Raw genomic sequence first — 13,846 nt, 5'->3', positions numbered from 1 at the left:
ACCGTCAGCGCTGCCTCAGAACGCCCAATCCAGGGTCAGGCCGACCCCGTGGCTCTTGTCGCGGCTGCCCAGCAGCCCGTTGTAGTCGAGGTTGACCCGCGCCTCGCGGCTCAGGGCGATGCCCGCCCGTGCGCCGACCACCGCGGCATCTCGGTCCAGCGACAGCGCCTGGACCTTGTAGGTGTCGCCCTGCCCGGCAAAGGCCAGGTGCTGGTCGGCCCCGGTGGCGCTCAGGTTGTGCTGCCAGCCCAGGGTGGCGGACAGCTCCACCGCCTGGCCGCTGGACAATTGCAGCTGCTTGCCGGCGCGCATGCCCAGGGTCGAGAGCCAGGCATCGCGGTTATCCTCGCCGCCCTTGAGCGCGGCGGCGCCGCCGTGCTCGGTGAAGCTGTCGCTGGCGATGTGCACATAGGCCAGGTTGGCGAACGGCTCCAGCGCCACGCTCGGCAGGTCGAGCTTCCACGCCGCCTCGCCGAACACCTGGGTGCTCTGCGCATCGCGCTTGCTCTTCTGGCGGTCGGCAACCTCGTTGTAGTGCAGCTCGCGCTTGGTCTCGATGCGGTGCCAGCTGTGGCTGACGCCCGCGCTCAAGCGCATCTGCTCCAGCTCCTTGCCGGCATAGGCGCCCAGGTGGTAGCTGTCGACGCTGGCCGAGGAGTGCCGACCATCGCCCATGCTCAACGAACTGTCGCTGTAGCCGGTGAAGACGCCGACGCGGGTGTCCTCGCTCATCTGCCCGTCGATGCCCAGCAGCATGCCGCCAATGGAGCTGCTGTAGCGCGCCCGGCCGGAGTCACCCTCGGCCTTGCCCCAGGCGCCCAGGGCCTTGATCCACAGGCCGTTGTCCTGGCCGTCCAGGCGCTGCTGGCGGGTGCGCTCGGTCACGGCATCGCGCACCTGGCGGCTGTCGTTGAGCAGCAGGTTGGCCACCGCCGGGTGGATTTCCCCGGACAACTGGTCGAATGCCTGCTGGGCGCTGGCGACATCAGCCGAGAGCAGCAGGCTCTCGTAGACCGGGTTGCCCGCGCCCAGGCGATCGGCTGCCGCGGCCACCGAACGCTGGTTGGCGGTCAAGCCGACACTGGCGAAGGACGTGGCGTTACGCTGCACCGCCAGTTGCACCCCGTTGCCGCTGTAGGCCAAGCCACCGCCAAGGAACAACGAGTTGGCCTGCACGGCGGCGAAACTGCCCTGCACGCCGCCCGCGGCACTGAGGATGTCGAACTGCCGCCCCACCAGGCTGGTGGCCTGCTGTGATTGCAGCGAAACCCCAGGGTTCTGCAGGTCCAGGGCCAGGTTGGCACCGCCCACGGCCACCTGACCATCGCTGACCAGGCGGTCGCTGCCGGCAGCCGCCACCTCCACGGCATAGGTCGAGCCCGGCTGGAAGGTCACGTCGTTGCTGACGCGCAAGGTGCCGATCGAGTTGCCTGGCGCCACCACGCCGCCACGGCTGACCACCAGCGCGCCGATCCGGCCATTGCCGCCGAGCACGCCGCCGTCGTTGACCGTCACCGTCGATTGCAGCGAACCATTGACCGCCAGTCGCCCCTGGTTGACCAGGGTCGGGCCGGAGTAGGTGTTGTTGCCGCTGAGCACCAGGGTGCCGATGCCCTGCTTGGTCAGGCCGCCATGGCCGGAAATGTCGTTGCTCCACAGGTCCCAGCCGCAGCTCAGGCCATTGCACTGGCGCTGCGTCGGCCTGCCGGCGTCCACCTGCGCGCCGATACCGGGCAAGTCAGCCACGAACTGGCTCGGGCCGTAGCCGCCGGCGATGCGAAACTCCTCGGGAATATCCTGCTCGGTGACCAACATCCCCGGGCCACGAATCCCCTTGTCCAGGTTGATCATGCCCCAGCCGTACAAGCTGTCGATGCCCGGCGCGCCCATGTCGGTGGCGGTGGTGCGCAGCACGCTGGCGATCTGCGCGCCGCTCATGTACGGGAAGCGCTCCATCAGCACCGCCGCCGCGCCCGCGGCATGGGGCGCGGCCATGGAGGTGCCGTTCTTGTTGGCGTAGCCCTGGGTCAGGTCGGCCAGGCTGGTGCCGCCAATCACCGCGCTGTAGATGCGCGTGCCGGGGGCCGAGACGCAGAAGCTTGCGGTATAGCCGCAACGGGACGAGAAGGTGCTGATGACGTAAGGGTTGGCGCTGCTGGTGTCGGGGTTTTGCTGCAACGCCGCCACGGTCATCCAGTTGGGCGTGATCTCAGGAACGAAATAGCCCAGCCCGGCAATCGCATCGGGGTTGTTCAGGTTGTAGTCGTTGCCGGCAGCGAAAATGGTCAGCACCCCGCTGCGGGCCGCGGCGATGGCGCCGTCATAGGCACCGCCGGGCAAGGTGCCCAGCAGCGGCTGGATCTGCGCGAACTGCGCCCGGGCATCGTCCAGGGTGAAATGCGGGAAGTCCGGATTGCGCCCGCCCTTGGCGAAGCGATCGGTGATACCGATGCCCCAGCTGTTGTTGATGATCCGCGCGCCACTGTTCACCAGGCTGTCCCAGCCGGCCTTGTACACCGCGCCGTCGTTGCCCAGGACGATGCCGTCCTCGGGGCCGGGGTCGCCGTTGTCGGCGCTGATGATCTGCGCGGCGTAGGCCACGCCGTGCATCTCGACGCCATCACGGTTGCCGGCGGCGATGCCGCCGACGTGGGTGCCATGGGAGCCGAGCTTGCCATCGGAGCCCACCGACGGGCTGCCGTCATAGCGGAACGCATCGCCGGCCTTCACCGGGATGTAGGGGTCGGTGTACTGGCGGATGCCGCTGGTGACCAAGGTGACGATCTTGTCCTTGCCGGCGAACTCGGGGTGCGGGGCGTAGACCGGCTGGTCGAAGATCCCCAGCTTCACGCCCTTGCCGCTGTAGCCAGCGGCATAGGCGCTGTCGGCGTTGATTGCCCCCAGCCCCCAGTCGGCCTTGAACTCGCTGCTGCGCCAGCTGCTGGCATCACCCAGGCGCCCGCTCTCGACATAGGGCGCCGCCTGGGCCGTGCCCAGCAACGCCGCCGAGCCCAGCAACGCCCACCCCAGTGGGGCCAGCGCCCCGCCCTGCCCACGTGCACCGTCATCCTTTCTGATTTGCTTCACTACAACCTTCCTTAGCTGCATGGATGGAAAACTGCGTTGGTCAAACTCCGTCTTGCCAGGCGCGCGACGCGTCAGAAGCGCCATTGCAGGCTCAGCCCTGCGCCATGTTGTTGTTCACGGCTGGCCAGGCGCCCCTGATAGTCCAGGCTCAGGTCCAGGTCGCGGGCCAAGCCCAGGCGTGCCTGCAGCCCCACCAGCGCGGCATCGCGCAGGGCCGGCGCGGTGTGCACCCGAAACGCCTGGTCGCTGCCGGCGAAGGCCAGGTGCTCGCTGTCCTGGGTGCCGCTCAGGCGGTGTTGCCAGCCCAGGCTGGCCGCCAGTTGCAGGTCTTGCTGCGGGCCCAGCTGCCATTGCTGGCGGCCACGCAGGCCCAAGGTGCTGAGCCAGGCATCGCGCTGCTCATCGCCGGCATGCAGCGCCGCGGCGTCGCCCTTTTCATGGAAGCCGTCGCGCTGCAGGTGCTGGTAGGTCAGGTTGGCGAAGGGCTCCAACTGCACCGCCGGTAACGCCAGGCGATAGGCCGCCTCGGCGAACAACTGCTGGCTGCGCGCATCGACCCGCGCGCGCTGGCGGCCGGAGACCTCGGCGTAGGCCAGGTCGCGGCGCACCTCGGCGCGGTGCCAGCTGTAGCTGCCGCCCAGGCTCAGGCGCAGTTGGTCGATGTCGTGGCGCACATAGCCGCCCAGGTGGTAGCTGTCGACCGTTGCCCGCGAGTGGCTGGCGCCCATGCCCAGGGAGCTGTCGCTGTAGCCGGCAGCCAGGCCGGCGCGGGTTTGCGCGTCGAGGTCACGGTCCAGGCCCAGCAGCAGGCCGCCGAGGGAACTGGTGTAGGACTCGGTGCCCTGCACGCCCTCGATGCGCCCCCAGCTGCCCAGGCCCTTGAGCCAGAGCTGCGACGCCCCCGTCTCGCTCGATGTTGTGTTGGCTTGCAAGGCATCCGCTTGCACACGCTCGCCCAAGGCCTCGCGCAGCACCGCGCCCTGGCTGAGCAGCATCGAGTCCAGCGCCGGGTAGATCTCCCCGGCCAACTGCCGCAGGCCGTCCCGGGCCTGGTCCAGCGAGGTCGACAGCAGCAGGCTTTCGTACACCGGGTTGCCCGGCCCCAGCCGCTCCACCGCGCCGCCGCTGGCGCGCTGGTTGGCCGTGGCGCCGACACTGTCGAAGGTCGCGGCGCTGCGGGCCAGGCCCAGTTGCACGCCGTTGGCCGAGTAATCGAGCATGGTGCCGAGGAACAGGTAGCCGGACTGCACCTGGGCGAAGCGGCCATCGACGCCACCCGCCGCCTGCAGGATGTCGAACTGGCGCCCCACCAGGCTGGCGACCGGGCCTGCGGCCAACAGGTTCGGGCGCGCCTCGGCAACCAGGCTCAGGTTGGCGCCAGCGACACGGGCCTGGCCGCCCACCAGCAGGCGGTCGCTGGCCGTGGGCGAGAGCTCCACCCGGTAGGTCGAGCCCGGCTGCAAGTCCAGGTTGCCGGCGACATTCAGGGTGCCGATGGAATTGCCCGGGGCCACCACGCCGCCGGCGCTGGCGGTCAGCGCCGCCACCCGGCCGCTGCCACCCAGGGTACCCGCGGCGTTGACCGTCACCGCCGATTGCAGGCTGCCGTTGACCACCAGCAAGCCGCCGTCGACCCGGGTCGGGCCGCGGTAGCTGCTGTCGCCGCTCAGCTCCAGCCAGCCGGCCCCGGCCTTGACCAGGCTGCCCTGGTAGACCCGCTGCGCGGCCGCCGCGTCGCGGGCCATGCCCAGGGCATAGTCGCTGCGATCCTGCTGGCTGGCCTCCGCGCCCAGGCCCTGCTCCCAGCCACGCGCCTTGAGGGTCTGCTGCCAGGCCTGACGCTCGGCGGCGTCCTCGGCCTGGCGCTGCGCCAGGGCCTGGTCGGAGATGCCGTTGCTCCAGCTATCGCCCTGCCCGCGCCCCAGGTTGACGTTGAATTCGCCCAGCAACTGCCCCGGGCCGTGCAATGCCCGGCCCAGGTCCGGAACGCCCCAGCCCACCCGCTCGCTGGGCCCCTGGGTGGGCGCGCCATCGAGCTGGCGCGCGGTGGTCAGCAGCACCTCCAGGGCCTGCTGGTTGTTCAGGTAGGGATAACGCTGCATGACCAGGGCCAAGGCCCCGGTGGCATGGGGCGAGGCCATCGAGGTGCCGTTGTAGGTGGCGTAGCCGCCACCGGGCACGGTACTGGTGATTGCCGCGCCAGGGGTAGCCAGGCACCAGTACTTGGCGATGCCGCACTGGTTGTATTTTTGCTGGTTGTTCTTGTCCAGGCCCGACACCGCCAGCCAATGGCCTTCCAGCTCCGGCTGGAAGTACGGCAGCGCCGAGCGCACGCTGGCATTGGCATAGCCACTGTTGCCGGCGCTGAACACATTGATCACGCCCCGGCGCGCCACATCGCCGGCGGCGTCGAGCCAGGTGTTTTGCTGGTAATGCTGGGCGTAGGCCGCGCGCAGGCCCTCGAGGCTCTGGTAGCTGACATCCTTGGGCTGGCTGCCCCAGCTGTTGTTGATCGCCCGCGCGCCGGCATCCACCAGGGCGTCGTAGGCCGCCTTGAAGTAGCGCGGATCCGGGTCGGTGCCGAACAGGAACTTGTCGTTCTTGTTGGTGTTGCCGACATACACCTGGGCCTCGAAGGCCACGCCATGCATGCCCACGCCATCGCGCGCCGCGCCCATGGTGCCGGTGACATGGGTGCCATGGCTGTCATTGGCGCCATTGAGCACCCCAGACACAGTAAACGGCGTGCCGTCCAGGTACTGGCCAGTGGCGGTGACAGGATGGAAGCGCCCGGGGCTGGCCTCGGGATGGGCGGCATCGAACCCAGAGTCCAGGGCGCCGATACTGACCCCCGCACCGGTGATGCCGGCGGCATAGGCCTGGCTGGCCTGCATGCGCTCCAGGCCCCAGTCCTGCTGGTATTCGGCCGAGCGCCAGCTGGCAGGGTCGCCGGCACGGCCGGTTTCTTGATAGGCCGCCGCAGCCGCCAGCGGCAATGCGGGGGTGAACGCCAGGCACAGGGTGGCCGTCAGCGTCTTGAGCCGATTACATCTCACATCCATGTCGATGACTTCTCTTGTTTTTGTTGTTGGGCCGAGCGTTCCTGTTCGACCTGTTGTCACGGCCTTGCCCGGCCACACATTGGCGGGCCATCGAGCAAGGGACGGTCGCCCGCCACCGCGCAGGGTACTTCGGCGTCAGGCGAAAGGGATAGACATATTTTTTCGCGATCCAGCGGCAAAAATATCGCTTTGGGGTGAAGTCGCGCCCGTCGGTATGCGCAGCCCCCAGAAGATAAATCGGCCAGACAACGGAATAGCCAGATGCCACCATTTGCCGGCCTACCGTGCGTCATGGAAAATCGCCATTTGCCTCGTAAGGATGCGTGCAGATGAAGTTCGAAGGGACTTTCCAATACATGGGCAATCACGGGATCGTCTTCAACGTCTCGCAGATCACCCTGACCGACAGCGAGCGCGGGCGCCTGCGCGAGCTGCATTTCGGCGAAGCGAGAAACGCCCACTACGAGGTCAACAGCAAGGTCGTCGAGGTGTACGACAAGATGTTGGCCAAAGGCTTGCCCTGCGTGATGAAAGTCGGCATCTCCAAGCCGCTGACCCGCCAGCAGGGCGACACCCTCAATGCCCAGCGCACCAAGGTCGCCAACCTGGCCGCCTCCTATGTGGGGGTGCCGGTGGGCGCAGGGGGTGCGCGCCTATGCCAATGACATCCTGCCCACCTACCATGCCGGCGACGTGCTGGTCAGTATCGAGGCGCAGGTCAACGGCGGGATTGGCCCGCAGCACACCACCTCGACCCTGATCATCAAGCCCTGAGGACACTGCCTGTGACCGAGTTGATTTATGCGCTGCTGGCCTTGGTGCTGTATGCCCTGCTGGATCGCTTGCTCAAGCCCTACCCATTGCGCAAGTGGCTTGGCGTGGCGCTGATGCTGGCCGGTGTGATCGGTTGCCTGGTGCTCAGCCAAACCCGGTTGTTCGTGCTGGACCTGGGCCTGCTGTCGGTCTTTGCCACGGCGCTGGGCGTGGGCTTGTTCCTGAGGCGCCGGCGATTCCATTCACAGGGGTAAAACCAGGGTTTAGCCAAGGTATACTGCCGCCCCGCCGCGCCCAGAGTGGCGCGTTGTCTTCACGTGCAGGATGCCCCATGCCCCTTCAACACGCCGTTGCCACCCCCGATACCACCCTCACCGCCACCCCAGCCGCGCTCAGCCAAGCCCTTGACCAGGTGCAGCAGGCCGAAGCCCGCCTGCACCAGCGCAGGCGCCAGGTCACCCTGGCCTTCATGGGCCTCCAGACGGCCTACTGCGGCTACCTGATGCTCAAGTGGATGTGGCAGGGCCATTACATCGGCGGGCCGATCTATGCGGTGTTGCTCTGGTGCCTGCTGTGGCTGCTGTATTACCCGGTGGCGGTGCTGTGGTACCCCCGCCAACGCGCGCTGGACAAGGCCTGGCGCACCCTCGATGCGACGCGCATGGAGCAAGGCAAGGCGTTTCTGGCCAGCCAGGCCCTGGGGCCGTATCGCTGGGTCTGCCGCGGCGGACGCATGCTGGCGGTGTTCCCCGACAGCCGCGTGCTGTATGTGCTGGCCCCGGAAGTCGGCGAGCGCCACGCCCTGATGGACGCGCCGCAGGTGGTCAAGCAGGTGCGCGTGGACGAGCAGGCCGTCACCAGCAGCACCACCAAGACCACCACCAAGCACGGCTGGCGCAACGTCTACGCGTTCAGCAACCATTTCGGCATGATCGGCGGCGGCAAGTCCCGCTCCACCTCGACCACCACCCACAACACCGTGCGCAGCTTTACCCTGCACGTTCAGTTGCAAAGCGCCGGCCAGCACCCGTACTGGCTGCAACTGCCCTTCGCCGCCGACTGGCAGGAAGCCCGCAACTGGCAATTACTGATCGAGCAAGCGAGCACCCGCTGACCCCCTTGCATCGCCCCCTGTAGGAGCGGCCTTGTGTCGCGAAAGGGCCGCAAAGCGGCCCCGGGCATCCGAAGTTGTGAACCCGCTTTGTGACCTGCAATCGCCCAAGCCCACAGCTCAGAAAATCACCTGACCACAATCGCACTGCGCCGCAGCCGCTGATTCATCTGCACCTGAAAAGACGGTATAAAGCGCCAGCGCCCCCGACGTTCGCAAAAGGAACTCCCCGTCATGCTTCGGCCCTTGCTGCCAGCCCTGCTCCTGGCCCTTGCCGGCTGCGCCACCAAGCCGCCCGCCAACCCCGAAAACCTCTGCGAGATCTTCCGCGAGAAGCCAAAGTGGCACGAGGCGGCGCTGAAGATGCAGGCGCGCTGGGGCGCCCCGGTGCAGGTGCCGATGGCGATGATGTACCAGGAGTCCTCGTTCAAGCACGATGCCCTGCCGCCGCGTTACTACTTCCTCGGTTTCATCCCCTGGGGCCGGGTGAGCACCGCCTACGGCTATGCCCAGGCCAAGGACGAGACCTGGGCCGACTACAAGCGTGAAGCCGGCGGCTGGGGCGCCGCCCGCGACGACTTCGCCGACGCCCTCGACTTCATGGGCTGGTATATGCAGAAGAGCCAGCAGGTCAATGGCACGTCCAAATGGGACGCCTATGGCCAGTACCTGAATTACCACGAAGGCTGGGGCGGCTACCGCAACCGCAGCTACGACGCCAAGCCGTGGCTGAAGAACGTTTCGCAGAAGGTCCAGGCCCGGGCCTCGGTGTTCGGTGCGCAGTACCGCAGTTGCGAGCAGGAGCTCGCGCGGGGTGGGTGGTTCTGGTAGGGCCGCCTGGCGATAGGTTGTCGACCCAAAAGCCGGCTGCCAGTCCGTTATCGCTCTGCGGGTAAACCCGCTCCAACAGGATTGCGCAAACGCTGAATCGAACGCTGTACGTGTAGGAGCGGGTTTACCCGCGAAGGGCTGCAAAGCAGCCCCCAATAAGTGCGATGAAGCGCTAACTGAATGGCAGTTTTATCGCTGCCCGCATTGATCGCCCTTTCAGGGCATCCACCTGCGGGCTTGGGTGGGCTCACTGCAAATGCACTTTCAGCGCCTCGCCTGCCTGCAGCATTGCAGCGCGCACCGCCGGCACCTGGCTGACCACGTTCAGCAAGCCGTAGTCATGGATCATGCCGTTGTAGCGCACCGCCGTGACTGGCACGCCGGCTTGGTCCAGCTTGCGAGCGTAGGCTTCGCCTTCATCACGCAGTACATCGGCACTCGCCGTCTGCACCAGCGCTGGCGGCAAGCCTTGCAACTGCTCGGTGGTCGCGCGCAGCGGCGAGGCGTAGATCTCGGCACGTTGCTTGGGGTCGGTGGTGTAGTTGTCCCAGAACCACTTCATCATGTTGCGGGTGAGGAAGTGCCCCTCGGCGTACTGGTTGTACGACGCGGTCTCGAAGTTGGCGTCGGTCACCGGCCACAGCAGCACCTGGTACTTGATGGCCGGGGTGCCTTTGTCCTTGGCCATCAGGCTGACCACCGCCGCCATGTTGCCGCCGACACTGTTGCCCGCTACCGCCAGGCGCTTGCCGTCGACATCGATGTCCTTGCCGTGCTCGGCCACCCATCGGGTGGCCGCGTAGGCCTGGTTGATCGCCGTCGGGTAGTGCGCCTCTGGGGACGGGGTGTAGTTGACGAACACCGCCACCGCCCCAGACCCGACGACCAGGTCGCGCACCAGGCGCTCATGGGTCGGGAAGTCGCCGAGCACCCAGCCGCCGCCGTGGAAGTACATGAACACCGGCAAGGTCCCCTTCACCCCCGCCGGGCGCACGATGGTCAAGCGGATGGCCTGGCCATCGACGCTGATGGTCTTTTCGCTGACATCCGCCTTGGGCAGTGTCAGTTTCACCCCGGCCTGAGCGCCGGCCAGCACCGCGCGGGCGTCCTTCGGCGAAAGCTGCTCGATGGGTGTGCCCCCGCCCGCGTTCAAGGCATCGAGGAATGCCTGGGTGCTGTGCTCGACGCCAGCGCCGGCGAATGCGTTACCGATCGACAAGGCAAGCAGCGAGCCCGCGAGTGTTTTGGTCAAAACGTTCAATTCATTTCCCCTGTTTCTGTTGAGGCGGTAGTCAGAGGGTCAAGTGCAGACAACTTGTTGCTGCCAAGCCTTCGGTGTCATGCCTTCAGCCTTCACGAAGGTGCGGCAGAAGTGCGATTGATCGCAGAAGCCGCATTCCAGGGCGATCTCTGCGAGCAACATCGTGGACGTCTTCAATAGCTCCCTGCTCTTCATCACCCGCTGTTCACGCAACCATTGTTGCGGGGACATCCGGGTACTTTCCTTGAACATGCGTGAGAAGTGACTGCGCGACAATGCACACGCCTTGGCGATTTCAGTCACCGATAGGCAGGTATCCAGCCTGTCCAGCATCAGCTGTGTGGCCGTTCTCAACTGCCAGGATTTGAGCTGCCCTGTCGAAGCCAGGGTGAGCGTCGCCAGCACGGTGGAGTTGTCCTTGTTCATACACACCCATCAATCCAGGTAGCAGGATGCGCGCGCCTGACCCGAGCAGCGCTGGCCGCTGGAGACCGCAGAGGTTCCAGGCCAGGCTCGTTGATTCGGATCAGCCCACTGCGCACCCTTCGCACGTCAGTGAACAGCCCCAGGGCAGGGGCTGGCGATGGCTCAGGCAGCAGCGACAGGTGCCAAGGTGGGGCCATGCTGAACGCGCTCAGGCGCCTTGTGCACCATGGTGTAGGCGTAGTCGACGCCCATGCCATAGGCGCCGGAATGTTCCTTGACCAGCGCCATCACGGCGTCGTAGGTGTCGCGGTTCTTCCAGTCCCGCTGCCATTCCAGCAACACCTGCTGCCAGGTCACCGGTACCACGCCGGCCTGGATCATGCGCTGCATGGCGTAATCGTGGGCTTCCTTGGTGGTGCCGCCGGAGGCGTCGGCGACCATGTAGATTTCATAGCCGGCATCGTTCATTGCCGACAGGGCGAAGGTGGCGTTGCAGACCTCGGTCCACAAGCCGGAGACGATGATCTTGTTGCGGCCATTGCGCTTGAGTGCGTCGCGCACCTTCTGGTCATCCCAGGAGTTCATCGAGGTGCGCTCCAGCAGCGGCGCGTCGGGGAACACCGCGAGCAGCTCGGGGTAGGTGTGGCCCGAGAAGCTTTGCGTCTCGACCGTGGTGAAGGTGGTGGGGATATTGAAAATCTTCGCGGCCTTGGCCAGGCCAACGGTGTTGTTCTTCAGTGTTTGCCGGTCGATGCTCTGCACGCCGAAGGCCATCTGCGGCTGCTGGTCGATGAAGATCAGTTGGCTGTTGAACGGGGTCAGGACTTCAGTCTTAGGATTGCTCATTGTTGTTTCCTTTCAATGTGATGAAGTTCGATCGCCCCCGTTGCAGGCATTACCGTCGCCACGAGTGCTCGCCTCAGCGTCGTTGCTTGAGGACGAGCAAAAGATAACGAAACAAAGCGCCTGCCGGTGGCGCACTTTTGCGCCCCTGCCGGCTCATTTTTGCGCCATTGAATACGCAGCCGCGCTGCTAGCATTCGCCCTTCCATTCGGACTAAGCCGGTCCGTCATGTGCAGGAGAATGCAATGGCAGCTTCACAACCGTTCAACAAGCAGACCGCCTACTGGGGCGTTGCCTGGGAGGAGGCGTATGGCTATCCGCAGGCACGGCGGGTAGGCAACGAGATCTACGTATCAGGCCAGTTCAACCATGACGAGGCCGGCAACCTGGTAGCCCCGGCGCCACTGAACGCCGACGGCAAGCCCAGTGATTTCTCGTCGATGGGCGAGCAGATGCAGGTCGCCTACGACAACATCTCAAAGCTGCTCGCCTTGTATGGCGCGACGCTGCAAGACGTTGTCGAGGAAACGCTCTATGTACTGGATATGGACGCTGCCTTCGCGGTGGTCGGCAAAGTGCGCAAGGCGGCCTACGGCACTGAGCGGCCGCAGTGCGCGAGCAATATCATTGGGGTGTCGAGGCTTGCCCAGCGCCCGCAATTGATCGAGATCGCCTGCAAGGCCGTGATTGGCGCCCGGGACATCTAAGCTGCACTCCCGGTTGCGATCAGGCGACCGGGAGTACCGACTGCCCCTCGACCAAGGGCTTTTGACTGGCCACGGCAGCGGCGCAGAAGGTCATGAATGCTTTGACGCGCCACGACTTGCGAATGTCCTGGTGCGTCAGCAGCCACAACTCGTCCTGAAGCTCTGGCACCACCGGGCCTGCGCGTACCAACCCCGGGGTGATGTCGCCCAGCATGCAGGGCAAAAATCCAAACCCCAGGCCCGCCGCGATAGCAACGCTTGCGGCTGCAACGGAATCGGTGCGGTAGGCAATGCGCTCCGCGGCGACCCGGCTTTCGACATAGCGTGTCGCCCTCAACCCGCTGAGCGCTGCCGAGTAGGACACCCATGCCTGCCCCTCTTCGAACAAGGGCTCGCCAGTCATCTGCTTGGCGCTGCAGTAAGGCGCCCAGGCAATGTTCGCCAGCTTACGGCCCACCAGGCTTTCCGCAGGTTTTCTCGTCGCCCGAATGGCGATATCCGACTCGTCCCGGGCGAGGCTGAGGGTTTCATTGCCCACCAGCACCTCGAGGCTGATCCCCTCGTTCAGGGCCTTGAAGTCCGCGATGATGGGGGTGAAGAAGTACAGCAGCAGCGAGTCGCTGGTGGTAATGCGAAGTTTCCCCAGCGGGCCTTGGCCTGAACGTGAAACACGCCGCGTGACGCTGACGATATCCAGCTCCACGCGCTCGGCGAGTGCTCGCAATTCCGCGCCCTCGGCGGTGAGCAGGTAGCCTGACTTGCGGTGGTCGAACAGCGCGATGCCGAGGGTTCGCTCGACCTGGGCCACCCGGCGCGAAACGGTGGAGACATTGATGCCAAGCTTCTTGGCCGTCGCCGCACGGTTGCCGCAATCACTGAGCGTCTTGATGATGCGCAAGTCGTCCCACGAGAGCTGATTGACCGCCTCGGCGACGTCCCACTTCGGCCCATCAGCGGCAGTTGGCGCTTTTCCAGTTGGCGATTTCACACAGTTCGTTCCGGATGCGAAGGCGCTGATGATACGAGATGGGGGTGGGTGAAGCAGCCATATTGTTCTGGCGATTGGTTGAGAACTGGGCGGTGCAAGTGGCGCTCGATCAGGGCACGCCACGCAATAGGGCCGCACAGCGGCCCCGATGATGCGCGGCATCAGTCTTCAGAAACACACACCTCTTTCATCGCCTCCAGCTTGCCGAACTGCTCGCTGGCCAACCGGCTGATGATCCGGATCGCCTGGTGGATGCCCGCTGTGTTGCGGAAGCTCAGTTGCGGGTTGTGCTCGCACTCCAGCACCTCGTCGTGCTGGACCAGTGCCTCGCCGAGCAGTTCGAGGGTCCAGACGTAGCTCTGGAGGGTGGACAGGCGTTCATGGTCAGGCATGGGGCACCTCCCGGTTGGCGCGTTCGGCGAGGGACTGGCTGTCGATTGGGTAGAAGGTGGGGGATGGGGTGGCCGCGGGGGTTGGGCGGCGGAGAGCGGATGCGAGGATCCTGTACAGACGTGTGATGGTCATGCATGAGACTCCAAGTTAGGTTGGAACCACCACGCATTGTCGCCAAACAATGGGTGGCAGCTGTACGCAGGTTGGCGAACCGGGAACTTGGAACCCGGCAAACCCGAAGGTCTCCCGCGCACAGCCGCCATGGCACGAGGCTGCGGACGCAAAAAAAGCGCCTGCAATCGTGTGGGGCGCTGCTGCGCCAAGTTTATCCGGGTCGCCAAACCCGGTCGCGGAATTTGCCG

At 65.7% G+C, this 13,846-nt stretch carries 11 protein-coding genes and 1 pseudogene; 5 read left to right on the top strand and 7 right to left on the bottom strand.

Translation table 11 applies throughout. The features are described from left to right. Positions 1-15: 15 nt before the first annotated feature. Together KSS95_RS07035 and eprS are read right to left on the bottom strand one after the other, a co-directional pair. Positions 16-3,108, bottom strand: coding sequence for an autotransporter outer membrane beta-barrel domain-containing protein (locus tag KSS95_RS07035; protein ID WP_437179577.1), 3,093 nt, complete (start codon positions 3,106-3,108; stop codon positions 16-18). A gap of 50 nt (positions 3,109-3,158) precedes the next feature. After that, positions 3,159-6,149 (bottom strand): autotransporter serine peptidase EprS, encoded by a 2,991-nt coding sequence (gene eprS / locus KSS95_RS07030; RefSeq protein ID WP_217852797.1) that lies wholly within the window; start codon positions 6,147-6,149, stop codon positions 3,159-3,161. A 329-nt stretch (positions 6,150-6,478) separates the two neighbouring features. Here eprS and KSS95_RS07025 point away from each other — a divergent pair. The 4 genes and pseudogenes from KSS95_RS07025 (at position 6,479) to KSS95_RS07010 (ending at position 8,865) form a co-directional block, all read left to right on the top strand. Beyond that, a pseudogene (locus tag KSS95_RS07025) lies at positions 6,479-6,923 on the top strand (hypothetical protein). An 11-nt stretch (positions 6,924-6,934) separates the two neighbouring features. After that, positions 6,935-7,177, top strand: a complete 243-nt coding sequence (locus KSS95_RS07020; protein ID WP_217852795.1) for a hypothetical protein — start codon at positions 6,935-6,937, stop codon at positions 7,175-7,177. Between the two features lie 77 nt (positions 7,178-7,254). Then, positions 7,255-8,037, top strand: a complete 783-nt coding sequence (locus KSS95_RS07015; RefSeq protein WP_217852793.1) for a hypothetical protein — start codon at positions 7,255-7,257, stop codon at positions 8,035-8,037. A 231-nt stretch (positions 8,038-8,268) separates the two neighbouring features. After that, the gene (locus tag KSS95_RS07010; protein ID WP_217852791.1) at positions 8,269-8,865 is read left to right on the top strand and encodes a transglycosylase SLT domain-containing protein; all 597 of its coding nucleotides are present in this window, start codon (positions 8,269-8,271) and stop codon (positions 8,863-8,865) included. Between the two features lie 247 nt (positions 8,866-9,112). Here KSS95_RS07010 and KSS95_RS07005 read toward each other — a convergent pair whose 3' ends face one another. The 3 genes from KSS95_RS07005 to KSS95_RS06995 form a co-directional block, all read right to left on the bottom strand. Continuing rightward, positions 9,113-10,126 (bottom strand): alpha/beta hydrolase, encoded by a 1,014-nt coding sequence (locus KSS95_RS07005; RefSeq protein ID WP_217852789.1) that lies wholly within the window; start codon positions 10,124-10,126, stop codon positions 9,113-9,115. A gap of 39 nt (positions 10,127-10,165) precedes the next feature. Next, on the bottom strand, positions 10,166-10,552 hold the full coding sequence (locus KSS95_RS07000) for a helix-turn-helix domain-containing protein (protein WP_217852788.1): 387 nt from the start codon (positions 10,550-10,552) through the stop codon (positions 10,166-10,168). A 162-nt stretch (positions 10,553-10,714) separates the two neighbouring features. Next, on the bottom strand, positions 10,715-11,398 hold the full coding sequence (locus tag KSS95_RS06995; protein ID WP_217852786.1) for a hydrolase: 684 nt from the start codon (positions 11,396-11,398) through the stop codon (positions 10,715-10,717). A gap of 243 nt (positions 11,399-11,641) precedes the next feature. Here KSS95_RS06995 and KSS95_RS06990 point away from each other — a divergent pair, with 243 nt between their 5' ends. Beyond that, a complete protein-coding gene (locus KSS95_RS06990) occupies positions 11,642-12,103 on the top strand; it encodes a Rid family hydrolase (RefSeq protein ID WP_217852784.1) in 462 nt (153 codons plus the stop codon). A gap of 19 nt (positions 12,104-12,122) precedes the next feature. Here the strand turns inward: KSS95_RS06990 and KSS95_RS06985 are convergent, their stop codons facing one another. Together KSS95_RS06985 and KSS95_RS06980 are read right to left on the bottom strand one after the other, a co-directional pair. Further along, positions 12,123-13,091, bottom strand: coding sequence for a LysR family transcriptional regulator (locus KSS95_RS06985; RefSeq protein ID WP_217852782.1), 969 nt, complete (start codon positions 13,089-13,091; stop codon positions 12,123-12,125). A gap of 161 nt (positions 13,092-13,252) precedes the next feature. Beyond that, the gene (locus KSS95_RS06980; RefSeq protein WP_217852781.1) at positions 13,253-13,483 is read right to left on the bottom strand and encodes a hypothetical protein; all 231 of its coding nucleotides are present in this window, start codon (positions 13,481-13,483) and stop codon (positions 13,253-13,255) included. Between the last annotated feature and the right edge of the window lie 363 nt (positions 13,484-13,846).

The organism is Pseudomonas muyukensis (assembly GCF_019139535.1).
Classification (GTDB): Bacteria; Pseudomonadota; Gammaproteobacteria; order Pseudomonadales; family Pseudomonadaceae; genus Aquipseudomonas; species Aquipseudomonas muyukensis.
Note: the sequence above shows the minus strand (reverse complement) of the source record. Positions and strands in the feature narration are given on the sequence as shown.